Genomic DNA, 25,552 nt, shown 5'->3' on the forward strand with positions numbered 1-25,552 from the left:
CATGACCGAACTCGCTTCAAGTGGCAGTCTGGTCACTGACGCCGCCTCGCTGCGTCATGCTGACAGCTGGCAACAACAATCCATCGCCGAGCTGCCCCGCCAGGTCAGCGCCGCTGACCAGGCGGCATTTGCTGCCATCACCCGGGTGGCGGTGGTTGGTGCTGGTGCGATGGGCCGTTGTATTGCCATCGCCATGGCCCGACTCGGCAAGCAGGTGTTGGTGATCGATGCCAGCGAGTCTTCGCTGGCGGCGGCGCAGGACTTTATCAGCGGTTATATCGCTGGCCAGCAAAACAAGCGCAAGCTCACTGATGAACAAGCCGCCGGGCTGGCCAGTCGTTTCAGCTATGCCGGGGTGATGGATGGGGTTGCTGAGGCCGGACTGGTGGTCGAAGCCGTACCGGAAATCCTCGAACTGAAGCAGTCGGTCATGCAGCAGCTGGAGGCTCTGGTGAGCCCGGACTGTATCCTGGCGACCAATACCTCGACGCTCGATCTGGATGCCATTGCCAATGCGGTGGAGCATTCCGAACGGGTGATCGGCACACACTTTTTTATTCCGGCCCATATCACCCGGCTGCTGGAAATCGTACCGGCACAGGTCACCTCGGCAGCTGTGTTAGGGCTCACCAAGGCCATGGCGCTGGCGCTCGGCAAGGTGTTTGTGGTCGCCGGTAACTGTGACGGCTTTATTGGCAATCGCTTGTTTGACCGCTTCCATCAGGAAGCCATGTACCTGCTCGAAGAAGGGGCGACGCCGGAACAGATCGATACCGCACTGGAAGGTTGGGGCATGGCGATTGGGCCGCTGCGGGCGCTGGATATGGTTGGCAACGATATTCCCTGGGGCGTGCGGGTTCAGAGGGCTCAAAAGAACCCCGACATCATCCAGCCCAGCATTGGCGATGCCTTGTGTGAGCAGGGGCGTTATGGCCAGAAAACCGGCTCTGGCTGGTATCACTACGAACCCGGCTCCCGCACACCTGTGCCCAGTGCTGAAACAGCACAGCTGTTAGAACAAATCTCCACCGAGCTGGGGCTGAATCGTCGGCAGATCAGCAAGGACGAAATCATCGGCCGCTGTATTCTGGCGCTGGTTAACGAAGGCTGCGCCATTGTGCGCGAAGGGTTTGCCCAGGCGCCGGTGGATATCGACCTGGCGTTTGTTAACGGTTACGGCTTTCCGGCCAGTGCAGGCGGACCCATGTTTCTGGCCCAGCAGCTCGGGCTTAACCAGGTTGCCGGGGAAATGCGCGGCTATCAGCGTTACGCCAGCCATGGCAAAAGTCTCTGGCAGCCGGATGACTTGCTGGTCAAACAGGGCCAGCGCGGTGGATCGCTGCTGGCCCGGGTGGCCTTTATGAATGAAGCCTGATCGTCGTTGGAGCAACCGATAAACAACGCGACAGGCAGCGTGTTTCCCGGCCAACGGCGGCCTTGATGACTGACTGAGGGGCCAGACATCAGGGTGGCGCCGCTGGGCGGGATACCCACATACCAACAATAAGCATGGGTATCACTATGTTTGATCTGACAGGCAAAACCGCCCTGATTACCGGCGCTTCGCGCGGGCTGGGGCAGCAAATTGCAGCAGGCTTCCTCAAACAGGGCGCACGGGTTGTGATTACCGCCCGCAAGGCGGCCGAGCTGGCAGAAGCCAAAGCCGAACTGTTACCGCTGGCTGGCAACGACAGCAGCCGGATTATCAGCTGGGTCAGCGACCTGCAGGATCTGGACTCGATTCCAGGCATGGTCGAACAACTGTTAGCTGAGGTTGGCCGCATCGATATTCTGGTCAACAACGCTGGCACCAGCTGGGGCGCACCGATGGAAGAGCATCCGCTGGATGGCTGGAACAAGGTGATGACGCTGAATATCACCGCGCCGTTTGTGTTAACGCGCGAAATTGGCCGTCAGTGCATGATTCCCAACCGCTACGGCAAAATCATCAATATCGCTTCGATTGGCGGGTTGGCTGGCAATCGGCCGGAGCTGGATATGAACACCATCAGCTATAACACCTCCAAAGCGGCGATGATCAATTTCACCAAGGCACTGGCCAGCGAATGGGGCAAATACGACATCAATGTGAACGCCCTCTGTCCGGGCTTTTTCCATTCAAAATTGTCGGCCAAATTGCTCGAAAGCATTGCCGACAAGGTCTTGCCAAGCGTGCCCTTGAAACGCTTCGGCAGTGAAACCGACCTGCAGGGCCCGGCGGTCTTTCTGGCTGCAGATGCGTCCCGTCACGTCACCGGCACCGCGCTGGCGGTGGATGGCGGAGTGACCTGCGCATGAAGCAGCCGGAGTTGATGCAGCTGTTGGCGGAAGCCGACAGCCATACTGGCCCGCTGGTAAAACGGCTGCTGATCACCAATGACGATGGTTATGACGCGCCGGGTATCCAGCTGTTACTGGAACTGGCTGGCCAGCTGGCGGAGGAAGTCTGGCTGGTGGCACCAGAGACCGATCAAAGTGGTTCGTCACAAAGCCTGTCATTGCATCAGCCGATTCGCTGCAAACAACTGGCTGAACGCCAGTTCGCTGTACGTGGTACGCCGTCGGACTGCGTGCTGATGGGCGCATTTCAACTGATGCCGGAACCACCGGATTTACTGCTGTCCGGGATAAACCTGGGCATCAACATGGCTGATACCGTCGGCTTCTCCGGCACGCTGGGAGCAGCTACGACCGCCAGCCTGTTTGGTATTCCGGCGATTGCACTGAGCCAGGCCTGGAAGGACCGCAACAACATTCACTGGGACACTAGCGGCCGTTATGCCGTGCCGCTGATCCGCCAGCTGTTGTCGCAGCCGTTGCCGGAAGGCCTGGTGACCAATATCAACTTTCCGTCGGTCGCGGCGGCGGCGGTAGCGGGCATCAGCAACGCCAGCATCAATGGCCGATCCCTGACTGGCGCCGGGGTCGAGCAACGCCAGGACCAGCGGCAGCAGGATTATTATTGGCTGTCGTTCCAGCATAACTACCGCCAGGTGCAGCAGCCTGACAGCGATGTAAATGCCCTGCGCCAGCAGAGCATCGCCATCTCATTTCTGGAGCGGCCACTGACGGCGGGCATTAATCCGCAGTTGTTTGAGCGGTTTGGCTGATCTCGGTTTTTAAACCACCAAGCCATGCTGCAGGGCGTATTTGATCAGCTCGGCGTTATTGGTCATGTCGAGCTTTTCAAGAATCCGGCTGCGGTAAGTGCTGACGGTTTTCACACTGAGGAACATTTTGCTGCCGATATCCGTGAGGGCATCGCCATTGGCGATATGTTTCAGAATCGCCAGCTCCCGTTCGGACAGGATCTCATGGGGATAACCTTGTGGCTGTTCGCCGTCTGGCAGGTGAATATGCCAATTCTGGCCGTCAATGATATGGCCGAGCGCCTGTAACAACTCTTCACTGGAAGCATCTTTGCTGAGATAGGCGTTGGCGCCGGCGCGGTAGGCGGCCGGGGCAAACTGGGTGGCCGGGTACATCGACATCACCAGTACCGGAATGGCGGGGCGGATATTGCGCAGTTCAACCAGATGATCGAGGGAGTTCTGACCCGCCAGATTGACATCGAGAATCACCAGTTCGAGGTTGTGATGCTGCTGCAGTTGTTCGCACGCCTGTTCGATATTGGCGGCTTCAGCCTGAATGGCAAAGCGGCCGCTGTCTGCCAGCAGTTTGTTGAGGCCATTACGGAAAATGGTGTGGTCATCAACTTGCAGAATGGCATGTGGATGGTTCATGACAAACTCCCTGTCAGGCGGATTTATCCGCTGGCGGCTGGTTCGCTTGTAACAGCTGTTCGGTTAATGGCAGTTCGAGGCACACGCGGGTGCCGCTGGTCTGCTCGCTGGTCGGCCAGTCATCAGAAGCGAGAGTATCAGAGGAAAAACCATCGGTGCGATTGTTATAGCGGGAGACGTGGACCTGACCGTCAAAGTCAGCCGCTCGCTCGCGCATAAACAGCAGTCCCAGTGATCCCTTGTTGAAGTTCTCGGGCTCAATGCCGCGGCCATTGTCATTGATACAGACACGCAGCGATTGCTCCTGCAAGCGGATGGTCACATTGACGGCCGTCGCTTTGGCATGGCGGGCAACGTTGGTGAGCGATTCCTGCACGATGCGGTAAATCATCAGCTCGGCTTCAGCCACCAGCCGGGGCAGTTGGCTCTGGATCGACAGCTGGCAAGCCAGCTCGCTGCGTTGCTGGAAGTGTTTGAGCAGGTTTTCCAGCGTACAGCCAAGGCCCAGATATTTGAGTGTGGCGGGATAGAGCTGCTCGGATTTGGAGCGGGCAAAGTTAATGCTGTCCTGGGCCAGCGAGAGAATATCGTTAACGATTTCCTCGACTTCAGGGGAGGTCGGATGATTCAGAATCCGGCTGGCGTCGAGCTTGATGGAGGTGAGCAAACCGCCCAGTTCATCGTGAATATCTCGCGCCATGTCCTCCCGCTGTTGCTCTCGCAGCTTGATCGCCAGCCGGGTCATTTGTTGCAGCTGGTGATGGGAATCCTTGAGCTCGCGTTCGTATTGCAGCCGCTGGGTGACGTCCACCGCAACCCCGGCGATGGCCGGACGGCCTTCATGCATGATCGAACGACCGTGCACTTCCAGGTCGACCAGATGGCCATCGACGTGAACCGCCTGATTAAAATAGCGAATGCTGCTGCCGCTGCCCTGGCTGATACGTTGCTGAATATGGTTCAGCACCCGGTCAATGCTGTGCGGTGCGACCACGTCGGCAATCGGGTTGCCTATCAGCTGTTCGGGGCGGTGACCGGTAATTTCTGCAAACGGGTTATTGCAGTATTTGAGAATGCCATCCTGGATCAGATAGATACCGACTAGGGATTGCTCGACCAACACCTGATAGGGAATAGCATTGATGATGCGGCTTTCCAGCAGCCGCTGACGGGTATAGCGCATGGTGGGCCTCTTGTTTTTGTTGTTTGGCCTTTTGCTCAGGTTAGTGTTTTTTTGTTTTTCAGGTCAACAGTTGAGTGAATAATCGATCGAATCAGAATATTCCTACAGACCCCAAAAAATGCCTTCGCTAGAGTGGAATTCATAATAACAATTCACGGATTCCATACCATGGCGTACCAGGCTCCCTTACAAGATTTACGTTTCCTGCTGAACGAGCTGGTGGACTTTCCGGCCGCGGTCAGTGATCCGGAAATGATGACCGCTGAACTGGCGCTGACCATCTGGGAAGAAGCGGGCAAGTTTGCTGCCGGGGTACTGGAGCCGCTCAATGCCACGGCTGATCGCGCTGGTTTGCAGCTGCAGGATGGTGTGGTCACAACGCCCGCCGGATTCGCCGATGCCTGGGCGCAACTGTGTGCCAATGGCTGGAATAACATGGCCTTGCCGGAACAGTTTGGCGGCCAGCAACTGCCGTGGATGGTGAGCTCGCTGGCGACCGAGATGTTCAGCTCGGCCAACAAGTCTTTCACCATGTGTCCGGGTCTGACTCAGGGGGCGGTCGAAGCCATCTTTGCCGCTGCCAGCGATGAATTGAAACAAACCTATCTGCCCAAAATGGTTGCCGGTGAATGGACCGGTACCATGAACCTGACCGAGCCCCAGGCCGGTTCCGACGTGGGTGCCTTGCGCACCCGAGCCATGCCGCAGACCGATGGCAGCTATCGGATTAAAGGTCAGAAGATCTTTATCTCATTCGGCGAACATGACATGGCCGAAAACATCATTCACCTGGTACTGGCGCGCACGCCAGATGCTCCCGCTGGCGTACGTGGTATCTCGCTGTTTCTGGTGCCCAAATTTCTGGTTAATGACGATGGCTCGCTGGGTCCGCGTAATGATCTGGTCTGTGCGGCGCTGGAACACAAGCTGGGGATTCACGCCAGTCCAACTGCGGTGATGTCCTTTGGTGACAACGATGGTGCGGTTGGTTACCTGGTCGGTGAGGAAAATAAGGGCCTGGCGGCGATGTTTGTGATGATGAACATGGCGCGGCTGGCCGTTGGTATTGAAGGTGTGGCGTCGGCGGAAGCGGCACTGCAACTGGCGCGCAACTATGCCTTCGAACGGGTGCAAGGTGCCAGTCTGGCCGATCCCGCCAAAGCCGTGGCGATTGCCGATCATGCCGATGTGCGGCGCATGCTGATGTTGATGCAGTCTCGCACCCGGGCTATGCGGGCGCTGGCGCTGGTGATTGCCGAAGCCCAGGACCTGAATGAAAACCACGCTGATCCATTGGTGCGGCAGCAACAGCAGAAATTTATCGAATTGATGATTCCGGTGTTCAAGGCCTGGGCAACGGAATCCGGTGTGGAAGTGGCCTCGCTAGGCATCCAGATTCACGGCGGTATGGGCTTTGTCGAGGAAACCGGCGCGGCGCAAATCTGGCGTGATGCCCGTATCAGCCCGATCTACGAAGGCACCACCGGCATTCAGGCCAACGACCTGATTGGTCGCAAGCTGTTCCGCGACAAGGGCGAAAGTTTTGGCCTGCTGATCGAACAGATGCAGGCGACCGTGGCAGGCCTCAATGCCGTTGGGCTGGCAGGGCTGGCGTCGCGGCTGCAGCAGGCAGTCGAACGTTTGGCAGATAGTGGCCAGCGAATGATCAAGGGCTGTGGCCGTGATATGGCGCTGGCGCAGTTTGTTTCGGTGCCTTTCCTGATGCTGTTTGGTCATGTTGCCGGAGGCTGGTTGTTGTGTCGCTGCGCTATTGCTGCGCGCCAGCAGCAGGGCACCGGGGAGTATGCCGAACGTCAGCTGGAAGACTGGCTGCAGAGTGCTGAATTTTACAGTCGCTACACGCTGGCCGAAGTGGCTGGCTTGCAGCAGCAGATTGAAAACTGGCTGGCGCCGGATGCCAGCCTGCCGGATATGAATTTGCTGGCGGACTGAAGTCCGCTGGCATAGGCCGGGTAAACCGGCCGACCCTGTCCCCTCCAGGGTGTAGTACCCGTGTGCGTTTTGATAAAAGGCGCACCAGAGCAATAAAAATAACAAGCTAACTACAAGAAGGTGACATCGATGAAAACCGGAATTCTGTCTCTGGTTACCGGCCTGACGGCTGCCGTGGTATTGGCTCAGACGCCAGCCGTGAACGCCAAAACCATTCGTGCCGTCAGTGGCTTTGGTCCGGCCCACGTGCTGGCAACCACGGCCTATCCAAAAATGTCTGACAAGCTGGAAGAATTTACCGACGGCAAGTGGAAAATCCGCGATACCCCGTCGGGTCTGCTGTCGATCGGTGAAATGAATGAGGGGCTGAAAAATGGTGTCGCCGAAATGGGCACCATCATCATGCCGTATTTCGCCGCCGACTATACCGAAAGCGCGCTGGTCGCCGAGCTGTCGATTGTTGGTACTGACAACCGTGCGATTGCTTCGGCGGTGACTGAATACATTGCCACCTGTGACGAGTGTCAGGCCGAGTTCAAGAAGAATGGCCAGGTCTACACCGGCAGTGATGCCACGGTGCCGTACGAGTTGTTGACCACCAAAGCAGTACACAGCAGCGATGACCTCAGTGGTATGCGCGTTCGTACCGCCGGCTCAGTATTTACCCGTTTTGTTGCCGATATGGGTGGCGTAACGGTGCAGATGCCATCTTCAGAAATCTTCGAGGGTCTGTCTTCCGGCGTGCTGGCGGGTACCTACAGCTCCGCTGCCGACCTCAAGAATGCCCGTCTCTACGACGTGGTGAAATACGTCACCAATATCCATCAGGGCGTTTTCAACGCCTCCGCTTTCCCCAATGTCGGCAATCGTCTGTGGAGCAAAATGGACGACAAGGAGCGCCACGCTCTGATCCATGCGGCCCAGTACGCCCAGGTAGCCAGTATTTATGGCTGGCGTGACACCCTCGAAGACGCGACCCGTGAAGGCAAGAAAGCCGGTATCCAGTTTATCGATCCGGACCCGTCTCTGAAGGCCAAGGCCGAACAATTCAAGCAAGATCACCTCGCTACGGTTGCCAAAACACTGGAACAGCGCGGCGTTAAAAATGCCCAGGCCAAGGTCGATCGTTACATCGCCCTGGTTGAAAAGTGGAACGGTCTGGTAGCCGGTGTTTCCACTCAGGATGAGCTGGCCGAGCTGCGCTACCGGGAAATCTGGGCCAAGCGTGATCTGAGCCAGTACGGTCTGTAAGCGGAATACGGGTGACACAATGAAACATCTTGAGACCTGGGTTGGCCGTCTCACCATTGGTATCGGTTCCCTGATTCTGGTGCTGATGGTGCTGCAGATCGTGATTGATGTGGCCATGCGCAGTCTGCTGGGGGCGGGATTTCCAGCGACCTCCGAGCTGGTCAGCAAATACTACATGGTAGCGGTCAGCTTTTTGCCGATTGCTTATGCCGAACTGCGCAACCGCCATGTGGAAGCCACCATCTTTACCGACCGGCTGCCAGCCCGGCTCAAGCTGTTGGTCACCCTGATCGGCTTTTTGTTGTCGCTGGCGGTGTACAGCATGTTGGCCTGGGGCACCTTGCAGGAAGCCATTGGCCACACTGAAAAAGGCTCTTACGTCGAGTCCGGTGTCGATATGTTCTACACCTGGCCCAGTTATTGGATTCTGCCGCTGTCATTTGCGCTGATGGCACTGGTGGCAAGCCTGCGGGTTGTCACCACCACCGGCGAACTGTTCAGCAGCCGGGTGGTGGAACACCCTCACGACGCTGATGCCCTCAGCGTCACCCTGGCCCACATGGAGGATTGATATGGAACCGGTAACGATAGGTTTTGTCGCCCTGCTGGGAGTGATGACCCTGATTATTCTGCGGGTGCCAATTGCGGTCAGTCTGATGGTGGTTTCTGCGGTGGGCATGGCAGCCATCGTGGGTGCTGAGTCAGCGCTGTCGATGATCTCCAACATTCCCTACAGCTTCGCTTCCAGCTGGACGCTGAGTTCGGTGCCGATGTTCCTGCTGATGGGCTATGTCGCCTTCCATACCGGCATGACCCGTGGCTTGTTCAGTGCGGCCCGTGCCTGGCTCGGCTGGTTGCCGGGCGGGCTGGCGATTTCCTCAATTGGTGGCGCCAGTGGTTTCGCCGCGGTGACCGGTTCGTCGGTGGCTTGTAGTGCAGCGATTGGCCGTATCGCCATTCCGGAAATGCATCGCCTCAACTATGACGTACGGACCGCCACCGGTGCGGTTGCGGCTGGCGGCACCATTGGCGCGCTGATTCCACCCAGCATCCTGCTGATCATCTATGGCATCCAGGCGGAAGAGTCGATCAACGACCTGTTCCTGGGTGGACTGGCGTTAGGCTTGCTGTCGATGGTGATGTATTTCGGCGTGGTGTGGCTGACCTGGTGGCGTAACCCGGATCGTCTGCCCGGCGTTGAAAGTACCACCCTGAAACAGAAGATCGATGCCAGCATGGACATCTGGCCGGTACTGTTGCTGATTGTGGTGGTGTTTGGTGGTCTGTTTGGCGGCATTTTTACCGCCACCGAAGCCGGTGCCATTGGTGCTTTCTTCACCATGGTCATTGGGCTGGTGCGCAAGGAGCTGACCCGGCAACGCTTTATCGACAGCTGCCTGGACACCCTGTTGTCGAGTGGCGCGCTGTTTATGGTGGCGATTGGTGCCAGCCTGTTTACCCGTTTGATTGCCCTCACCGGGGTGTCGTTTGAAGTCGCCGACTGGATCGACGACCACGGTTTCAGTGTGCTCGGCATTCTGCTGGTAATCACCTTTATCTATCTGGCGATTGGCATGTTTCTGGAGCCTATTGGCGCCATGTTGCTGACCCTGCCACTGTTTCTGCCCTTAATAGCCGAGCACGGCATCGACAAGGTCTGGTTTGGCCTGCTGGTGGCCAAGCTGCTGGAGATCGGCATGATCACGCCGCCGGTGGGGCTCAACGTCTTTGTGATTCATTCCGTCGCCAAGGACTACGCCTCGCTGGAGAAGATTTTTGCCGGTGTACTGCCGTTCATTCTGGCCGACCTGTTACTGGTGGTGATGATGCTGATTTACCAACAGAACTTCTGATCTTCATCTTGAGCTATGTCTTGAGCTAAAGAATGCCCGTCGCTTGCGGTGACGGGTCTTTCCCCGACTTAACTGGAGAACCACCCGATGAATGTGGAGAGCTTCGTTCGCCTTGAGGAAATTGAAAACGGCCTCTATCAGCTGGTGCTGGATGCCACTGACAGCCGTATGAATGTGCTCAGCAAGGCGGCCATTGCGGCACTGGGCCAGACCATCGAACAACTGCCGCTGGATCGTATGCGTGGCCTGCTGATCTGCAGTGCCAAGGCCGGTTTTGTGGCCGGTGCCGACATCACTGAATTCTGCGACAACTTTGCCGCCCGCGAAGACACTATTTTCGACTACGGCATGAGCGTACATAAGATTTTCAACCGTATTGAAGACCTGCCGCTGCCGACCGTTGTGGCCATTCGCGGTGAGGCTTTGGGTGGTGGTCTGGAACTGGCGCTCAGTGCCGACTTCCGGGTTGTCAGCGACAAGGCCCGGCTGGGGCTGCCGGAAGTCAATCTTGGCATTCTGCCAGGCTGGGGTGGAAGCGTGCGGCTGCCGCGTCTGATCGGCGTTGATAACGCCCTCAACTGGATGACCCAGGGACGGCCAATGAAAGCCGCTGAAGCCCTGCGGGTGGGTGTCGCCGATGCCGTGATTGCAGCCGATGACCAGCTTGAAGCGGCGGCCCTGCGGGTATTGCAACAGGCGGTAGATGGCGAGCTCGATTACCAGCGTCGACGTCAGCTGAAAACCAGCGCCATGACGCTGGCGGAAGCCGAACTGACGATGGCCTGTGATACCGCAACCGGCATGGTAGCCATGACTACCAGTGAGCATTACCCGGCTGCCCGCCGCATTATCGAGTCGGTTCGCCAAGGCGTACGGCTGTCACGGGCTGAAGCCCAGGCGCATGAAAGCCGCGACTTTATTGCGCTCGCCAAAAGCACGGTGGCACGCAATCTGGTGACCCTGTTCCTCAGTGATCAGCAGCTCAAAAAGACCAACCGCAACCTCGCCAAAGACGCACAACCAGTACAGCAGGCGGCAGTGCTGGGAGCCGGCATCATGGGTGGTGGCGTGGCCTATCAGAGTGCCTCGACCGGCACGCCGATTGTGATGAAGGACATCGCCCAGAGCGCCCTCGACACCGGCATGGCAGAAGCCAACCGGCTGATGCTTGGCCAGATCAAACGCAAAAAAATGACGCCGGAAGCAGCGCTGCAAACCAGCCAGCGGATTCAGCCGCGGCTGGATTACCAGAGTTTTGAGCAAGCTGATCTGGTGGTTGAAGCCGTGGTCGAAAACCCCGCGATCAAGCGAGCGGTACTGGCCGAAGTGGAACAGCAGGTTGGTGCCGAAGCCGTACTGGCGACCAACACGTCAACCCTGACGGTGGCGGAACTGGCTGCCGGTCTGACGCGGCCACAAAACTTCTGTGGTATGCATTTCTTTAACCCGGTGCACCGGATGCCGCTGGTCGAAATCATTCGCGGCCCACAAACCTCCGAACTGGCGATTAACCGGGCGGTTTCCTATGCCCTGGCGATGCAGAAAGTCCCCGTGGTGGTCGGCGACTGCGCCGGTTTTCTGGTCAACCGGATTCTGCTGCCGTATGTACACGCCTTCGCCCGGCTGGTGATGGACGGTGTTGATTTCGAACGCATCGACAAGGTGATGGAAGCCTTTGGCTGGCCGATGGGCCCGGCGACCCTGGCGGACATTGTCGGCATGGACACTGGCCATCACGCCGAAGGCCTGATCGCCAAAGCTTACCCGGATCGTTATCTGACGGGGGTTAAAACGCCGACAGATGTGCTGTTCGAAGCCGGTCGTCTGGGTCAGAAAAGTGGTGCTGGCTATTACCGCTATGAAACCGACAAGCGCGGCAAGCTGAAGAAAAAATCCGACCCGGCGGTGCGAGACGTGCTGCAAGGGGTGATCAGCGCCAGCAGTGAACTCAGCGACGAGCAGATTATCCAGCGGATGATGATTCCGATGTGCCTGGAGGCCGTGCGCTGCCTTGAGGAAGGCATAGCCAGCAGTGCCGGTGATGTTGATATCGCACTGGTGAACGGCGTCGGTTTCCCGCGCTATCTGGGCGGGGTGTTTGGCTATATCGACAGCCTTGGGCTGGCGGATTTTGTTGCCAGCTGTGACCAGTGGCAAAGCCTCGGCATGGCCTATCAGCCGACCGCCGGACTGCGCCAGATGGCCGCCGCAGGCCAGTCTTTCCACGCTATCGCTGCTCACTGAGGAGGTGCATATGAACAAGCATTTTGATGATCAGGACGTGGTGATTATTGATGCCGCCCGTACTGCAATGGGACGTTCGCGCGAAGGTGTATACCGCCACGTGCGGGCCGACACCCTGTCAGCCCGGCTACTGCAAGGCTTGCTGGCGCGTAACCCCAATTTCGATCCGGCCCGGGTCGAGGATCTGATCTGGGGCTGTGTTAACCAGACGCTGGAACAGGGACTCAACATCGCCAAGGGAGTGGCGATTCTGGCCGATCTGCCAGCCGATATTGCCGCCCAGACGGTCAACCGCCTGTGTGGTTCGTCGATGGCTGGCCTGCATACCGCTGCGGCGTCGATCAAGGCCGGCTTGGGCGACAGTTTTATTGTTGGTGGGGTTGAGCACATTGGGCATATCTCGATGACTCATGGCATGGATATCAACCCGCAGTTGAGCCGCTCGATTTCCAGTCATTCGATGAACATGGGCCTGACCGCCGAAGCACTGGCCCGCAAACACGGTGTCAGCCGTCAGCAGCAGGATGAGTTTGGCGTGCGGTCGCAGCAGCTGGCGCACGCCGCCACCGTCGAAGGCCGTTACCAGCGTGAGTTGATTGCGGTGGAAGGCCACGCCGCTGACGGCACACTGATCGCCGTCAAACAGGATGAAGTGATTCGTGCCGATGCCTCACTGGAAGGGCTGGCAGCACTGCCGCCGGTGTTTATTCCGGGCCGCGGCACCATTACTGCGGGCACGGCTTCGGCGATGGCCGACGGCGCCTCGGCGATGCTGGTGATGTCGGGCAAGGCGGCGCGTGCAGCTGGCTTGCAGCCGATGGCGCGCATCGTGTCGATGGCGGTGGCCGGTTGTGAAGCGGCACTGATGGGTTATGGGCCGGTGCCCGCCACCCAGAAAGCGCTCAAGCGCGCCGGTATGACCATCAAGGATATCGACGCCGTTGAGCTGAACGAGGCTTTTGCTGCCCAGGCCATTCCGGTACTGCAGGATCTGCAGTTGATGGACGAGCTGGACCACAAGGTCAACCTCAATGGCGGTGCCATTGCTCTCGGACACCCGTTCGGCTGCTCCGGCACCCGTATCTCCACCACCTTGCTGAATGTGATGCAACAACAGAACAGCCAGATTGGTCTGGCGACCATGTGTATCGGCATGGGGCAGGGCATCAGCACCATCTTTGAGCGACTGGAATAAGGGGCAGGGACATGGCTTACCAAAAGAACTTTGCGGTCTGGCCTCCGGGCCTGCCACACGATATCGAACTGACCGACCACAGTGTCTACAGCAATCTGGAACGCTCGGTGGCAGCCGATCCGGACGCCATTGCCATGGTGTTCTATGAAACCTGCATCACCTACCAGCAGCTGCATCAGGATGTGTGCCTGCTGGCGACCTGGCTGGCCACGGAGGCTGGCGTGGGCAAGGGCGATCGGGTCGGCATTTTCTCGCAAAACAGCCCGCAGTATGTGATTGCCTACTACGCCGCGCTGCGACTGGGGGCCGTAGTCGTACCGATGAACCCCATGTACGTCGAGGAAGAGCTGCAATATCTGCTCGACAACAGTGGTGCCAGGGTGCTGTTTGCTGCCAACGAGCTGCATCACGCCTTTGTTGGTGTGATGGATCGGCGTGATGTGCTGGTGGTGGGCATTGAATATCGTGATTACCTGCGGGTTTCGACCGAGCTGCCGATCCCGGACTTTATTCTCAATCAGGGCGCGCCAGCGGATCTCGATCAGCACAGCCACTATGTTCACTGGCAGCAGGCGCTGGCCTGCGAGACGCCGTTGGTTGCTATCACTGAGGTTGAACTCGACGATCTGGTAATGCTGCCGTACACCTCGGGTTCGACCGGTAATCCGAAGGGCTGCAAACACAGCAACATCAGTGTTCAGCATGGTTTGCGTGGGGTCTACGACTGGTTTGGTATTAAACGCGGTGATGTGATTCTGGCAGTGGCGCCGATGTTTCATGTGGTTGGTCTGCAAGCGGGTATGAACAGCTCCATTGCCCAGGGCGGCACGCTGGTGATTGTGCCGCGCTGGGACCGTGAAGTGGCAGCCCATGCGATTCATAACTTCCATGTCACGGTCTGGCCAGCCGTGCCAACCATGGCGATTGACCTGATCAATATGCCGGATTTTGAGCAGTACGATGTGTCGTCCTTGCGGGTGATGTTTGGTGGTGGTTCGAGCATGCCGGAAGCGGTGGCCAAACGACTGTACGAGCTTTGTGGTGTGACCTTTATGGAAGGTTACGGCATGACCGAGACCTGCTGTCCGGGCACTGCCAACCCGCCGCAGGCACCTAAAGCAGGTTGTGCCGGAATTCCGGTTTTCAACACCCTGCTGCAGGTGGTGGATCACGAAACACTGACGCCTGTTCGTGATGGCGAGATTGGTGAACTGCTGATTGCCGGGCCGCAGGTGATGCAGGGTTATTGGCAGGATGAGCAGGCCAATGCTGAAAGCTTTGTGCTGATTGATGGCGTCTCCTATCTGCGCACCGGCGACCTTGGTTATCTGGATGAACAGGGTTATGTGTATGTGGTTGATCGCCTCAAACGCATGATCAATGCTTCCGGTTTCAAGGTCTGGCCGACCCAGGTTGAAGCCGTGTTGTATCGCCATCCGGCGATTCGGGAAGTCTGTGTGGTCGCAAAAAAAGATCCCAAACGCGGTGAAACCGTCAAGGCGATGGTGGTACTGGCGGATAACCACGGTGATATCTGCGCCGATGATTTAATCGAATGGAGCCGTGAACATATGGCGGCCTACAAGATTCCCCGTTCGATCAGTTTTGTCGAGTCATTACCCAAATCCGGGAGTGGAAAAATACTTTGGCGTACCGTACAGGAGGACGAAAACCGCGAAGCAATTGCAATATAAACCGATAAACCAGCAAAACCGATTGTAAAAAACCTTACTCCGGCGATTTAAACATTATTTGAAACAGCGAAAGGTCGTTGGGGGTTACTGCATGCCTGCGTTTGATAACGGCAACGAATTATATGCCCTGCAGCAGGCTGGCGAATGGAAACTGATAATAATAAATGAGGCTATATCATGAAGAGTTATAACAAGAAAATTCTGGCTGCAACGGTTCTGATGGCAGGCCTGTGCTCCGGCGGTCAGGCACTGGCTGAAACCAACAAGGCCCCTGAACTGACCGGCAAACTCAATGTTGGTATCCTGCAGGCCGGTTCCCGTGACTATGATGTCTGGGCATTCAAGGCCGATCTTGGCATCAAGGGCATGTACACCACCGACAGTGGCCTGAAACTGAAATACGAATTTGTCGCCGACTACGCCGGTGAGCTGAACGGTATTGATGCCAATAACGAAACCTGGAGCTCCGGTGAAACCTCTGACCTCGATAACGGTAATTCCGAAGGCGACGTCGATGTGCATACTGCGCGGATCTTTGTGATTACCGATTATGGTTTGTTTCTGGTGGCACCAAGGACTATTTCGGGCCAATGGGCACAGCTGTATGGCAACGTCGATAAGTTCGAATATAACCGCATGCACGGTAAAACCGGTCCGAATGCCATTTTTGCCCAAATTGAACAGGCCAATGACGTTGTCGCCTATATTTCACCGGAATTTGGTGGTGGCTTCCGTTTTATTGGCGCAGCACTGACGATTGATGACTACAACGGCGAAGATGCCGATGCGCTGGTATGGCGGGTGGTCTACAAGAAAGGCGACTTTAATGCCGGTGTTGGTAACGTGCAGGTCAGCGACAAACTGGTGCCGGAAACCTATAACCGTAGTGCCGCCACTGCCGGTTACGACTTTGGCTCGTTCTCGCTGGGCGCCACTTTCGAGAACAACGACAAGCACCCGTCCGGTAACTTCAAATCTTATGCGGTGGTCGGTGAAATGGAGCTGACCAACACCTTGACGGCCTCACTCGGCTACGCCAACAAGAACCATAAAAATGACGCGCTGGATAACAGCGGCGTGATGGCCAAGCTGAAATACACCACCGGCAGCCAGTCCTACATGTATGTGGAAGGCGGCCAGTACGAACATTCGATCAACAACTTTCTGGCGGGCATCAGCATAGGATTCTGATCATCAGCGGCATGGCACCAAACCAGCTATTGGCTTCTTCAGGCTGGTCACGCCGCTGCTAATCCGAATCAAACAGCACTATGTTTTTGTGATTTGCCTTGCCCGGGGTTCTCCTCCCGGGCTTTTTTGTTGTGTAGTGCAACAATTTTTGGCTAGCGTCCGTTACACAAAAGTTGGCTGTGATACAGTCCTGCCAACCGACTCCGGAACATTCAAATAACAACAGCAGGAACGCAGAAAATGGAACAACCCCTTATTAACCCGGACTGGCATTTACTGGATAAATGCATCAAGGAACAACTGACCATGCAGCCAGCCACTGGCTCCAATATCACCCAAACGCTGAAGCAGTACATCGTTGAGGCCCACAGCGGTGAAGTGGTGCTGCAATTTGAACTGGGTGATGAATACACCCAGGGTAATGGGGTGTTGCAGGGTGGTTCATTGAGCATGCTGTTGGACATGGGGCTGGCCTTCAGTGCCCTGACCATGGTGGCCGAAGGCCAGTCTATCTCCACCATTAACCTGCAATTGCAGTTTTTACGTCCGGCCTTTTGTGGCCGTCTGATTGTGCGCGCCAAGGTGAAAAAACCCGGCCGCAAGGTGATGTTCTGTGAAGCCTCGCTGGAAGATGCAGAAGGCAAGGTGCTGGCGACGGCAGAGTCGCCACTGCTGGTGATTGATCTTTAACAGGACGTTGATTTTCTATCTGCGTTGCCACTGCGGCCTCGAAAACAAAAATCAACAGCCTGTCAGGCTGGCGCTATAAATATAGTGATAGCGCCGGATACCCCGGGGTTGGCCGACGCTGGTTGTGTTCTTTAAACAGCAGTCTCCTCTAGCCTGGTTGCATGGCTGGCTGGTGTAGCGGCTGGCTCTGGCTAAGCTGGCGACGAGCCCAGAAGGGTTGATCAGACCAGCGCTTTTCCCGGCCATATTGCTGCAGCCATTGCTGCAGATAGCGGGAAACGCCGCGGTTCGCGCGTTCTGCGTAGTGTTCGGCCGGTTGTAAATCCCGTTGTTGCAGCCAGCCCTGAATCACAGGCGCTGCCGCGAGTGCATCGCCGAGGGCATTGGAGATACCGGACGAGGTTAGCGGATCGAAGGAGGCCAGGGCATCACCGACAGCAATCCAGCCGGGTCCGGCAGCCTGTTGCAGAAAGCCTGCCTGAGCCGCCAAGGGTGTGGCCTGAATCCGGGCTGCAGGCATCGACGGAAACCACTGCTGCAATTCCTCACTGGTTTGCCACAGCCGCGCCAGCGCGGTTGGTTCTCGCCAACCATAACGCCGAATCAGATCGGCATCGGACATCAGCGCAATCAGGCCTCTGCCATCCGGCAAACAGCTGGCATACCACCATCCTTGTGGAATGGCTTCGACCATCGACAAACCGGCCAGACGTTCACCATCCGCAATCGTCCAGGCCAGCGCTGCAAGGTTGTCGATACGCTTGCGTTCGACCGCCAGTGAGCGGGTGACGGTATTGTTGCGGGCGCTGGCATCGACCAGATAGTCACCGCTGAGTGTTTGTTGTTGGCCGCCATAGTTGATGGTCAGCTGCCAGGTCTGTTGATCTGGTTGCCATTGGAGGCCTTGCAGGGTTGCCGGGGTCAGCAGATGAACGCCGCGTTCAGCGGCGGTATAGCGCAGTTGCAGATCAAACTGCTGGCGGTCGAGATGCCAGCCCTGACCGCTGGCGCGGTGCAGAAAATCATCAACATGGCGCTGGCCCCCCCAGCGCGACACATTGGCCTGACAGGGTTGATGGCCTTGTTCTGCCAGATTGGTTGGCAGCTGCAATTGCTGCAATTTGCTGATTACATCCGGAGCTGCTGATTCTCCTGCCGGAGTTGTGTGTGATTTGGGTTTGTCGATCAGCAGAATACGCCCGACGCCAGCCCCTTGCAGGGCCAGCGCAGTGGCGCAGCCAGCGGGGCCGGCTCCGACAATCACAACGTCATAATCACTCATCGGCTGGCACAAACGGCCGCGGCAGGGTGCGGGCAACTTCGACAAAGCGCAGTTCGCCGTCGATATCCTTACCCATCACAAAACCAAGCTGTGACCAGTATTCAACCATCTGGGTATCGTCGGCGAAGGCAATGAAGTCACCACGGGTCTGGTCAAATCCGGTACCGATCCAGGGTTGCTGGTTGGGGGTATCACGGTCCGGGGTCGGAATATCCGAGCCGCTGGCGGCCAGTTTGGCGTAGCGGCTGTTGTAGTCCGGTGCCTGTTGCAGATAAACAAACTCAGGCCGCTGGGCGGGCCACCACCAGAGTACCCGGTCACCAATCGGTTGCGACGAACACTCGTTGAAGTCGGCCTGCCAGGGAATCGCCATATAGCGGGTCAAATCGCCGGGCTCCATCGCCTGCGGGGTAAAGCCAAGGCTGAGTGGTCCCATGGTGGGGGCCGCAGCATTGATGCGCAGCGGGTCGGCAGGCTGGTAGATGGTGCGGTTGCGGGAAATCCAGGTCAGCTCAATACCGGGCGAAAAAGCGCCGCCGACACAGTTGTCGAGAATATTGCGGGTCAGCTGGTCGGGCCCGTCGGCGGCCGGGGTTTCGTTCGTGAAATAGCCTTCGGCCCATTGCTGCATAAAGAAGTACTGAGTGTCGGTCAGGCGCAGGTAATCAGAGGTAAGGGTGCCGTCGATCAGACAGTTATCACCAGCCAGGTACGGCATCATGGTGCGGCCGGCACCGGAGATGAGGGTGTTTTCATTGCTGGGTGGACGCAGAATATCGAGAATCCACTGGCGGAAACCCTTGTACTGGTCTTGCTGTGGCGTTGGCAGAATGCCGAGGCTGTCGATGTCGTAGCTGTGAGCACGTGGTGGAATGGCTGCCACCCAGGTGTAGGTTGCGGCGCGTTCCAGCAAGGGTTTGATTTCGGTCTGGAAGTTGGGCAAATAGCCACTGGCGCCTTGTTTCCAAAAGCCACTTTCGCAAATTTCGGGGTAACGGCCTTCACGCACTGCGCCGTCGAAAATGGTGTCCCAGAGGGTTACCAGGTTAGGAATTTCCGGGGCGTAGGACGGTGGTGCGACCGATACCCAGGCGGGTGAGACCTCGGTGGTGGAGCCATCCTGCCATTCAATGGTGGCGTACACCGGGCCATCGCCAGTGTCGTCCCACCAGTCGTCGTTGTTGGCGTATTGCTGGATGCCGTGGTTGGCCTTGCCGCTGCCGGAAATACCCAGTCCGCCCAATACCAGCAAGCGGCCGCTGCCGTCGGTGTGTAATTCCCCCAGCGTGTCGATGCTGTCGGTGGTCGGGAATAACAATGGTGGAGGGAAGTTGGCGCCCTGATAGCCTGCCGGAACCGTATATTTGTCCAGCATCACCGGGCTGCTGCTGGCGCCGCTGATCTGGCGTGGGCCCGGATCAATAATCAGGCTGTGACGGTCGCTGACCTTGGCGTTACGCAGCGGGTGATTACTGGCGTAACCATGCTCCCCTTCGTTGGTAGCGAATTCATACCAGCTGGCCTTTTTGTTGGCCATGTGAACGGTCCAGCGGATGTCTTTGACGTTCGCCGTCGCCAGCGTGATTTCTTCGCCGTCCTTGTAGATACGGAAGCGGGCTGCCTGACGGCACATACGTCCCTGCTCATCACGGAAGCCGTCTTCAGTAATTGGCTGGTTGGTATCGGGGTCGATGGGCAGGCCACGGTAAGTTTCTGGACCAATGTAAAACTTGCTGGTGGCGTTGCCGACCCGGGCAATGCCAATCGGTGGGTAGATCTTGTAATCAGACATGGTGAGTTCCCTTCAGATCAAAGCGTGGTGAGGCCCAGTTTCTGGGTCATGTCGGCAATTTCGATGCTGCTGTACTGCGCCTGTTCAAGCAGGCTTCGCACTGTGGCTGTCGCGCGACTTTCCGGCACTCGCTCAAGCAACTTGTGAATGTCGGCTGGCAGGTCGGCCGGAGTCACAACGATGTTGTCAGGCAGGCAGCGCCAGGCAGGGGAAGCGTTGGGGCCGACAGCACTGTCGCCATCCATGAGGGCGGGGGTTTGCATCATGGCGCGCGCCAGTGATGGCAAGACGCCATGCATGATCGACAGCACAATGTTGAAGTAGGGGTCGGGGGCGCTGGCGTTAAAGGTTTTCTCAAACGCTCGCAGCATCATGGTGTAGCAGATATCGAACACCTGCGACATCAGTACGGCGTCGTCATTGCTGTAATCGCTGGCTTTGGGGTTGGATATCACCGGGTAAGAGGCCGGAAAATCAGCAGGCTGGTTGGCGACGCTGCGGAATTTCATGAAATGGCTGAGTTCGTACGGCGTGCCGGTGATCGGGCCGTAGGTTCCGTCGGTGCGCTTGCCATAGTGGTTGTAGCTGCCGTATTGCTGGATCGGTATCAGTGGGGCTTCTGGCGGTACTGTGCCTTCGCCCTGTTTGACGATCTCATTCACGGCGGCGTGGAAGCTGTCCTTGTTGAGCACCGGGTTGACGTTACCGCCGAACTTGCCGAGGTAAATATCAGTGCGCTGGCGGCCTGGCCAGCTGCTGGATGGCTCAAACGGATTGCCGGGGTAGGCATCGACGGCGTCGACCAGCGCCTGATACAGCTGGGCGATGCTGTCGTAGTTGCTGCCCTGCGCTGGTGCTCCCAGTGGTGCCGGAGTCTCGATGGCTTCATAGACGTTGCTGAAGACGTCTGGCGAGGCCCGATACAGGCCCAGATAAGGCGTGGTAGCGGGATTGGCTTGTGGCAGGTAACCGGGATACACAGGTGCCGCAGCCCCGGTAAATACTGGCAAGCCGCCGAGCCCGACCAGAATATTGGCAGCCTGGTTGACGTGGAACATCTCTTCCATCACCACACTGCGCAGCGTCTGGTAAGCATAACTGCTGGTGTCACTGATGGAATAGAGGCCGCTGAGATACACAGGAATGGTGGTGAATTCCACCTGCAGGGCCAGCTGGGCAGCCGCCTGCAAATCATCCAGTGAGGTATCGTCGCTATAAAGACGGCTGAACAGGCCGTGAAAGGCCTTATTGGAAACTGTGTCGCTGTTCGACATGGGTCCATCTCCTTATGTCTGGATTAACCAGGCGCTGTGATCAGGCTTTCTTCCTGAGGGTGTTGACCTGAATGTGTGGCCAGCGGGTGGTGCCGCCGTCGGTACCAAACTGGAATTCGAAGAATTGGATCTGCTCATATTGCAGCTGCAGGATTTCCTCACCGTTTTCTTCGATGGTTTCAATCCAGAGGCGGAACTGCATTTCCCGGATCGGCGTAAAACGCTGCACAAACGGGGTATTGAGAACACCACCCTGGGCGCCGCCGGTTTGTTCGGTCGCCATGGTCAGCAAGGTGTAGCTTTTGACGTTCTGGCTGCTCAGCACATCGCGCAGTTTGAGATCTGGGCGTACCGAATACGGGTACAGCTCATGGGCCAGAATCCGCTGGGTGTAGGTGCGGTTACCACTGGGGTCGGTATCTGGCAGGCTCTTGTCGTCGACCCAGGCTGGCGCTGGCTGATCAAGATTGATGGGGTTCGACGGAGAGGCTCCGGCGCCGCCCATGCTGTCTGAAATTGCCAGATGCGCGGGATCCCAGGTGGCATCGCCAGTGGGGAATTCAGGAGCGCCGGTGGTTGGGCCGGATTGCTTGCCAAACAGCAACACAGTGCTGCCATGGGGAATGGTGCCGCTGCGGGAAACCTGATAGTTGGGCACATATTGCGGGCCGTTGGAGCCATCACCGGAACGCATTTCCGGAAAACCTATGTCTTCCATAATGGAGTCGTCGTCAGCCGGATGGTTGTAGACATCACTGAGCCACAGATACATGCCGTTTTCGACGTGTAACAGGCCGCCGTTGAGGTCCTTGATCTGCTGTTCATATTGCACCGCACCGCAGAATTGCTCGTTGGTGCCACCACGGTTACGCACCCCGCCGGGTACCAGAGTGAAGGTCAGCTCTTCGGTGTAGTTTTCACAGAGGAAATGGAATTTGCCGGGAAGGGTTTCCGAGTTGGAACCGGGGGATGGCATACAGGTGGTGTGAATCCCCCAGCCTGCGGTGGTGTTGTCGGGATTGACGTTGACCCAGGTACCGGCCAGTTGCGCCAGCACGCCATAGTCGGCTGGCTGCTCGAGCACGTCCGGGGTGTAACGGGGATAGTTGTCCGACATATCTTGCTCCTTGATGTTGTTGTAATTCTCACGATGGCCAGGGCTGGCTCATCCAGTGATCAATCCATGCGGCACAGCGGTTTGCGGCTGTGATTACAACTTCTGGATACAACTGATCGGTGCTCACGGTGGTTGATTGCTCGGCTGCCGGTATTCGTGCTGGATTGCCAGGCTGGAATACAGATAGGTGAATACAGCCGGATTGTTCCTCCTGTTAAAAAAGAATGTGTATTACTGATGGGATTTAATGTTAACTATTGAGAATAATTTTATAAGCTGATGTCCAAAGGCTACTGAAAAAATATAAGCGAAGAAAGGACATAATCTGACGAGCTTCATACTTATATCAGCACTTTTTATAAACTCAGCTTTAAGTATTAGACCCGTTTTACCATTTGCTGTTGAGTGACGCAGAACCGGGAAGACTACGCGCCATAGTGAGGATTTCTGAGGGTGTTAACGTGATTTTGATGACAGTTTTTTACATATCAAAAGTGGAAATCATCTCGGCGTCAATGGCACCTGGCGTTTTCTTGTGACGGATATATTTCAAATATTCCAGATTGTTAAATATTCAGGTGATGAGATTCCTGAATGCGGGGAGTTATATCAATCAAATAATTTATTGATTTTCAAAATGATTAATAAAGGGAAACATGAAAGGCTGGTTATTCGGTTGGTGTATGGCCAGATTTATGTCCGGGTCTTCAGTGGTTCGCCAGCAGAATAATGTCCGGAGGATCTGATCCCTGATCCCTGATCCCGTTAATCTCTGACGTTGTTAATTTCAGGTGCTGTTAATCTCAGGCGCTGTGCCATGGCCAGCTGGCCAGACTGCCCGGTTGCAAGGTTATCAAAGAGGGATGGCCAAAATGCCGAATCCGCTGCAGGTAGTCTTGCTGTTGCACCTGGCCCTGATAATCCGCCGGGGTGGCATTGACGCATTTCTTGAATTCCCGCAGGAAGTGCGACTGGTCACTGAAGCCAAGGTCTGAAGCCAGCGCCGAGAACACCACATCCTGCTGATGGTTGATGTCGTACACCGCTGACTGGCAGCGGACAATACGACTGAAGGCCTTCGGTGACATGCCAAGATCGTCGATAAACTGGCGGTGCAGGGTACGACGGCTGCGGCCGGTTTGTTCGGCAAGTTGCTGGATCTGGATATTGCCCTTGTGCTGGCAAATACGCTGCATGGACTCCAGCGTCAGTGCCGATGGCTGGCGGTTGTGAAAGCTGCGGAAAAAATGTTCAAACAAGCGGCTCTGGGCCAGTACCTGTGGCTCGTTACTGATCTGTTCAATCATCTCGCGGGCGTGCGGCAGTAACTCCAGCAGGTTGATCTCGTGATCGACCAGCTGATCTGCTGCCAGATTCAGAAAATCAGGTATCACCCCAAACGCGAATCGCACACCAAAGTATCTGTGGTGGTCCTGCAATTGGGCACAGCGGGCTTCCAGTGTGGTGCCACAAACCCGGGCGCTGGGCTGTTCACTGTTGCAGTCAAAGACGATATCAACACAGCCATCGGGAATGGCAAACGCCAGGCCGTTCTGGTGGTTGGCTTCAAAACTGTAGAAGTGGGATATCGCCGGATTGTCCGAAATGACCAGGTCATAATGGGTCGCAGCATTGAGCACAAACCAGGGTTGTTTGGAGAGAATTCCCGCAACCTGCCTGCGATACACGTCATTTGCCATGATTTTTCCACCTGCTTCTGGTCATGTATTCACCTCCGGGCGCTGTCCCAAATATTCAATACAGCTTGTGGGGGGCTAAATAGCATCGGTCATCACTGCTGCAGCCGTTTTTGGTGTGCAGTGCGAATTCAGCAGTTTAGTGATGGGGCAGTCGCCGTTTGCTGGCCGCCCAGAGGTAACCCGATGTCCGAGAATACCAAGATCGATTTTATTTACTTGTCTGAGAGTGACATGATCGCCGCGGGCGTAACTGACATGCCTGCCTGTGTAGACACAATGGAAGAAATGTTTGTGTTGCTGCACCAGGGTGACTACCGCATGGCCGGTCCCAACAGTGACTCCCACGGCGCCATGATCTCCTTCCCGGAACAGTCGCCATTCCCGACCATGCCAAAACCTACCGCTGACCGTCGTCTGATGGCGATGCCAGCCTATCTGGGTGGTGACTTTCAGACCTGCGGCGTGAAGTGGTATGGCTCCAACATTGCCAACCGCGAAAAAGGCCTGCCTCGTTCGATCCTGATGATGACGCTCAGTGATATTGATACCGGTGCGCCACTGGCTCATATGTCTGCCAACCTGCTGTCGGCTTACCGTACCGGTGCCATTCCCGGCGTGGGTGCCCGTCACCTGGCGCGCAAGGATTCCCGTGTCATTGGCCTGCTGGGGCCGGGTGTGATGGGTAAAACCACCGTTGCTTCCTTCATCGCCGCTTGTCCGCAAGTTGACACCATCAAGGTCAAGGGCCGTGGCCAGAAGAGTCTCGATGACTTCATTGGCTGGGTGAAAAAGGAATTCCCGCAAGTCAGCAATATTCAGGTGGTCGACAGCATTGAAGCCGTGGTGCGGGACTCCGACCTGGTGTCCTACTGCAATTCCGGCGAAGTCGGCGATCCCAATACCTACCCGATTGTGAAGCGTGAATGGATCAAGCCGGGTGCCTTCCTGGCCATGCCTGCCAGCTGCAGCCTCGACGACGGCATGAGTGGTGCCGATGTCCGCAAGGTGATGGACAGCATTGGGCTGTACCAGACCTGGTACGAAGAAGTGCCGAAACCAAGCCATCACGTGATCCCGCTGGTGGGGATGCGGTTTATGGACATGATCGCTGACGGCCAGATGCAAAAAGACGAGCTCGAAGACCTCGGTGCCATCGTGGCCGGTGACAGCCCGGCACGCCGCAACGACGACGAAATCATCATTATGTCGGTCGGTGGCATGCCGGTCGAAGACGTCGCCTGGGCCACCAAAATCTACCGCACCGCCCTTGAGAAGGGCATCGGCGTCAAACTCAACCTGTGGGACGAGCCAGCTCTGCGCTGATTGATTCCACCCCATCCTTATATCAGCAAGGCCGGCCAGCAGGTCGGACTTGCTTCAGTTCAAGAGT

20 protein-coding genes are annotated in these 25,552 nt (G+C 56.9%); 13 read left to right on the forward strand and 7 right to left on the reverse strand.

Features of this window, described 5'->3' with window-relative positions; all coding sequences use genetic code 11:
• Position 1 precedes the first annotated feature (1 nt).
• The 3 genes from K6123_RS03875 to surE all read left to right on the forward strand — a co-directional run bounded on the left by K6123_RS03875 (position 2) and on the right by surE (position 3,110).
• On the forward strand, positions 2-1,375 hold the full coding sequence (locus tag K6123_RS03875) for a 3-hydroxyacyl-CoA dehydrogenase (RefSeq protein WP_221794271.1): 1,374 nt from the start codon (positions 2-4) through the stop codon (positions 1,373-1,375).
• A gap of 146 nt (positions 1,376-1,521) precedes the next feature.
• Positions 1,522-2,298, forward strand: coding sequence for an SDR family NAD(P)-dependent oxidoreductase (locus K6123_RS03880; RefSeq protein WP_246624578.1), 777 nt, complete (start codon positions 1,522-1,524; stop codon positions 2,296-2,298).
• Positions 2,295-3,110: a 5'/3'-nucleotidase SurE gene (gene surE / locus K6123_RS03885; protein ID WP_221794275.1), complete on the forward strand. Its 816-nt coding sequence runs from the start codon at positions 2,295-2,297 to the stop codon at positions 3,108-3,110. Before K6123_RS03880 ends, surE begins: the two co-directional genes overlap by 4 nt.
• Before the next feature lie 9 nt (positions 3,111-3,119).
• On the opposite strand, the gene K6123_RS03890 is transcribed toward surE, so the two are convergent.
• A complete protein-coding gene (locus tag K6123_RS03890) occupies positions 3,120-3,743 on the reverse strand; it encodes a response regulator (RefSeq protein WP_221794277.1) in 624 nt (207 codons plus the stop codon).
• Positions 3,744-3,756: 13 nt separating this feature from the next.
• Positions 3,757-4,926, reverse strand: a complete 1,170-nt coding sequence (locus tag K6123_RS03895) for a PAS domain-containing sensor histidine kinase (protein WP_221794279.1) — start codon at positions 4,924-4,926, stop codon at positions 3,757-3,759.
• A 168-nt stretch (positions 4,927-5,094) separates the two neighbouring features.
• Here K6123_RS03895 and K6123_RS03900 point away from each other — a divergent pair, with 168 nt between their 5' ends.
• From K6123_RS03900 to K6123_RS03940, 9 genes are all read left to right on the forward strand, one after another.
• Positions 5,095-6,879 carry an acyl-CoA dehydrogenase gene (locus tag K6123_RS03900; RefSeq protein WP_221794281.1) on the forward strand — a complete coding sequence of 595 codons (1,785 nt, stop codon included), beginning with the start codon at positions 5,095-5,097 and terminating at the stop codon, positions 6,877-6,879.
• A 129-nt stretch (positions 6,880-7,008) separates the two neighbouring features.
• The gene (locus tag K6123_RS03905) at positions 7,009-8,130 is read left to right on the forward strand and encodes a C4-dicarboxylate TRAP transporter substrate-binding protein (RefSeq protein ID WP_221794283.1); all 1,122 of its coding nucleotides are present in this window, start codon (positions 7,009-7,011) and stop codon (positions 8,128-8,130) included.
• A gap of 19 nt (positions 8,131-8,149) precedes the next feature.
• On the forward strand, positions 8,150-8,701 hold the full coding sequence (locus K6123_RS03910; protein WP_221794285.1) for a TRAP transporter small permease: 552 nt from the start codon (positions 8,150-8,152) through the stop codon (positions 8,699-8,701).
• 1 nt (position 8,702) lies between these two features.
• Positions 8,703-9,983 (forward strand): TRAP transporter large permease, encoded by a 1,281-nt coding sequence (locus tag K6123_RS03915; RefSeq protein ID WP_246624579.1) that lies wholly within the window; start codon positions 8,703-8,705, stop codon positions 9,981-9,983.
• An 87-nt stretch (positions 9,984-10,070) separates the two neighbouring features.
• Positions 10,071-12,227 carry a fatty acid oxidation complex subunit alpha FadB gene (gene fadB, locus K6123_RS03920; protein WP_221794289.1) on the forward strand — a complete coding sequence of 719 codons (2,157 nt, stop codon included), beginning with the start codon at positions 10,071-10,073 and terminating at the stop codon, positions 12,225-12,227.
• Positions 12,228-12,237: 10 nt separating this feature from the next.
• Entirely contained in the window at positions 12,238-13,422 is a 1,185-nt protein-coding gene (gene fadA, locus K6123_RS03925) for an acetyl-CoA C-acyltransferase FadA (protein WP_221794291.1), read from the forward strand.
• An 11-nt stretch (positions 13,423-13,433) separates the two neighbouring features.
• On the forward strand, positions 13,434-15,116 hold the full coding sequence (locus K6123_RS03930; protein ID WP_221794293.1) for a long-chain-fatty-acid--CoA ligase: 1,683 nt from the start codon (positions 13,434-13,436) through the stop codon (positions 15,114-15,116).
• A 177-nt stretch (positions 15,117-15,293) separates the two neighbouring features.
• Positions 15,294-16,307 (forward strand): porin, encoded by a 1,014-nt coding sequence (locus K6123_RS03935; RefSeq protein ID WP_221794295.1) that lies wholly within the window; start codon positions 15,294-15,296, stop codon positions 16,305-16,307.
• Positions 16,308-16,547: 240 nt separating this feature from the next.
• On the forward strand, positions 16,548-16,997 hold the full coding sequence (locus K6123_RS03940; protein WP_221794297.1) for a PaaI family thioesterase: 450 nt from the start codon (positions 16,548-16,550) through the stop codon (positions 16,995-16,997).
• A 148-nt stretch (positions 16,998-17,145) separates the two neighbouring features.
• Here the strand turns inward: K6123_RS03940 and K6123_RS03945 are convergent, their stop codons facing one another.
• The 5 genes from K6123_RS03945 to K6123_RS03965 form a co-directional block, all read right to left on the reverse strand.
• Positions 17,146-18,279: a tryptophan 7-halogenase gene (locus K6123_RS03945; RefSeq protein ID WP_221794299.1), complete on the reverse strand. Its 1,134-nt coding sequence runs from the start codon at positions 18,277-18,279 to the stop codon at positions 17,146-17,148.
• The gene (locus tag K6123_RS03950) at positions 18,272-20,071 is read right to left on the reverse strand and encodes a LodA/GoxA family CTQ-dependent oxidase (protein ID WP_221794301.1); all 1,800 of its coding nucleotides are present in this window, start codon (positions 20,069-20,071) and stop codon (positions 18,272-18,274) included. The genes K6123_RS03945 and K6123_RS03950 overlap by 8 nt, the downstream gene beginning before the upstream one ends.
• Positions 20,072-20,088: 17 nt before the next feature.
• Positions 20,089-21,345: a ferritin-like protein gene (locus K6123_RS03955; RefSeq protein ID WP_221794303.1), complete on the reverse strand. Its 1,257-nt coding sequence runs from the start codon at positions 21,343-21,345 to the stop codon at positions 20,089-20,091.
• 40 nt (positions 21,346-21,385) lie between these two features.
• Positions 21,386-22,462 carry a peroxidase, FMP-type gene (locus K6123_RS03960; protein ID WP_221794305.1) on the reverse strand — a complete coding sequence of 359 codons (1,077 nt, stop codon included), beginning with the start codon at positions 22,460-22,462 and terminating at the stop codon, positions 21,386-21,388.
• Positions 22,463-23,265: 803 nt separating this feature from the next.
• Positions 23,266-24,162 (reverse strand): AraC family transcriptional regulator, encoded by an 897-nt coding sequence (locus K6123_RS03965; RefSeq protein ID WP_221794307.1) that lies wholly within the window; start codon positions 24,160-24,162, stop codon positions 23,266-23,268.
• 183 nt (positions 24,163-24,345) lie between these two features.
• On the opposite strand from K6123_RS03965, the gene K6123_RS03970 reads away from it, so the two are divergent.
• Positions 24,346-25,485: an ornithine cyclodeaminase family protein gene (locus tag K6123_RS03970; protein WP_221794309.1), complete on the forward strand. Its 1,140-nt coding sequence runs from the start codon at positions 24,346-24,348 to the stop codon at positions 25,483-25,485.
• Positions 25,486-25,552 lie beyond the last annotated feature (67 nt).

It is taken from the genome of Oceanobacter mangrovi (genome assembly GCF_019740315.1).
Classification (GTDB): Bacteria; Pseudomonadota; Gammaproteobacteria; order Pseudomonadales; family Oceanobacteraceae; genus Oceanobacter; species Oceanobacter mangrovi.

What these genes read in the sequence shown, in the direction of transcription:
- K6123_RS03890 (WP_221794277.1), bottom strand. Translation starts at nt 3,743, where the DNA reads ATGAACCATCCACATGCCATTCTGCAAGTTGATGACCACACCATTTTC.
- surE (WP_221794275.1), top strand. Translation starts at nt 2,295, where the DNA reads ATGAAGCAGCCGGAGTTGATGCAGCTGTTGGCGGAAGCCGACAGCCAT.
- K6123_RS03895 (WP_221794279.1), bottom strand. Translation starts at nt 4,926, where the DNA reads ATGCGCTATACCCGTCAGCGGCTGCTGGAAAGCCGCATCATCAATGCT.
- K6123_RS03945 (WP_221794299.1), bottom strand. Translation starts at nt 18,279, where the DNA reads ATGAGTGATTATGACGTTGTGATTGTCGGAGCCGGCCCCGCTGGCTGC.
- K6123_RS03955 (WP_221794303.1), bottom strand. Translation starts at nt 21,345, where the DNA reads ATGTCGAACAGCGACACAGTTTCCAATAAGGCCTTTCACGGCCTGTTC.
- K6123_RS03875 (WP_221794271.1), top strand. Translation starts at nt 2, where the DNA reads ATGACCGAACTCGCTTCAAGTGGCAGTCTGGTCACTGACGCCGCCTCG.
- K6123_RS03960 (WP_221794305.1), bottom strand. Translation starts at nt 22,462, where the DNA reads ATGTCGGACAACTATCCCCGTTACACCCCGGACGTGCTCGAGCAGCCA.
- K6123_RS03915 (WP_246624579.1), top strand. Translation starts at nt 8,703, where the DNA reads ATGGAACCGGTAACGATAGGTTTTGTCGCCCTGCTGGGAGTGATGACC.
- K6123_RS03930 (WP_221794293.1), top strand. Translation starts at nt 13,434, where the DNA reads ATGGCTTACCAAAAGAACTTTGCGGTCTGGCCTCCGGGCCTGCCACAC.
- K6123_RS03940 (WP_221794297.1), top strand. Translation starts at nt 16,548, where the DNA reads ATGGAACAACCCCTTATTAACCCGGACTGGCATTTACTGGATAAATGC.
- fadA (WP_221794291.1), top strand. Translation starts at nt 12,238, where the DNA reads ATGAACAAGCATTTTGATGATCAGGACGTGGTGATTATTGATGCCGCC.
- K6123_RS03905 (WP_221794283.1), top strand. Translation starts at nt 7,009, where the DNA reads ATGAAAACCGGAATTCTGTCTCTGGTTACCGGCCTGACGGCTGCCGTG.
- K6123_RS03935 (WP_221794295.1), top strand. Translation starts at nt 15,294, where the DNA reads ATGAAGAGTTATAACAAGAAAATTCTGGCTGCAACGGTTCTGATGGCA.
- K6123_RS03965 (WP_221794307.1), bottom strand. Translation starts at nt 24,162, where the DNA reads ATGGCAAATGACGTGTATCGCAGGCAGGTTGCGGGAATTCTCTCCAAA.
- K6123_RS03950 (WP_221794301.1), bottom strand. Translation starts at nt 20,071, where the DNA reads ATGTCTGATTACAAGATCTACCCACCGATTGGCATTGCCCGGGTCGGC.
- K6123_RS03910 (WP_221794285.1), top strand. Translation starts at nt 8,150, where the DNA reads ATGAAACATCTTGAGACCTGGGTTGGCCGTCTCACCATTGGTATCGGT.
- fadB (WP_221794289.1), top strand. Translation starts at nt 10,071, where the DNA reads ATGAATGTGGAGAGCTTCGTTCGCCTTGAGGAAATTGAAAACGGCCTC.
- K6123_RS03900 (WP_221794281.1), top strand. Translation starts at nt 5,095, where the DNA reads ATGGCGTACCAGGCTCCCTTACAAGATTTACGTTTCCTGCTGAACGAG.
- K6123_RS03970 (WP_221794309.1), top strand. Translation starts at nt 24,346, where the DNA reads ATGTCCGAGAATACCAAGATCGATTTTATTTACTTGTCTGAGAGTGAC.
- K6123_RS03880 (WP_246624578.1), top strand. Translation starts at nt 1,522, where the DNA reads ATGTTTGATCTGACAGGCAAAACCGCCCTGATTACCGGCGCTTCGCGC.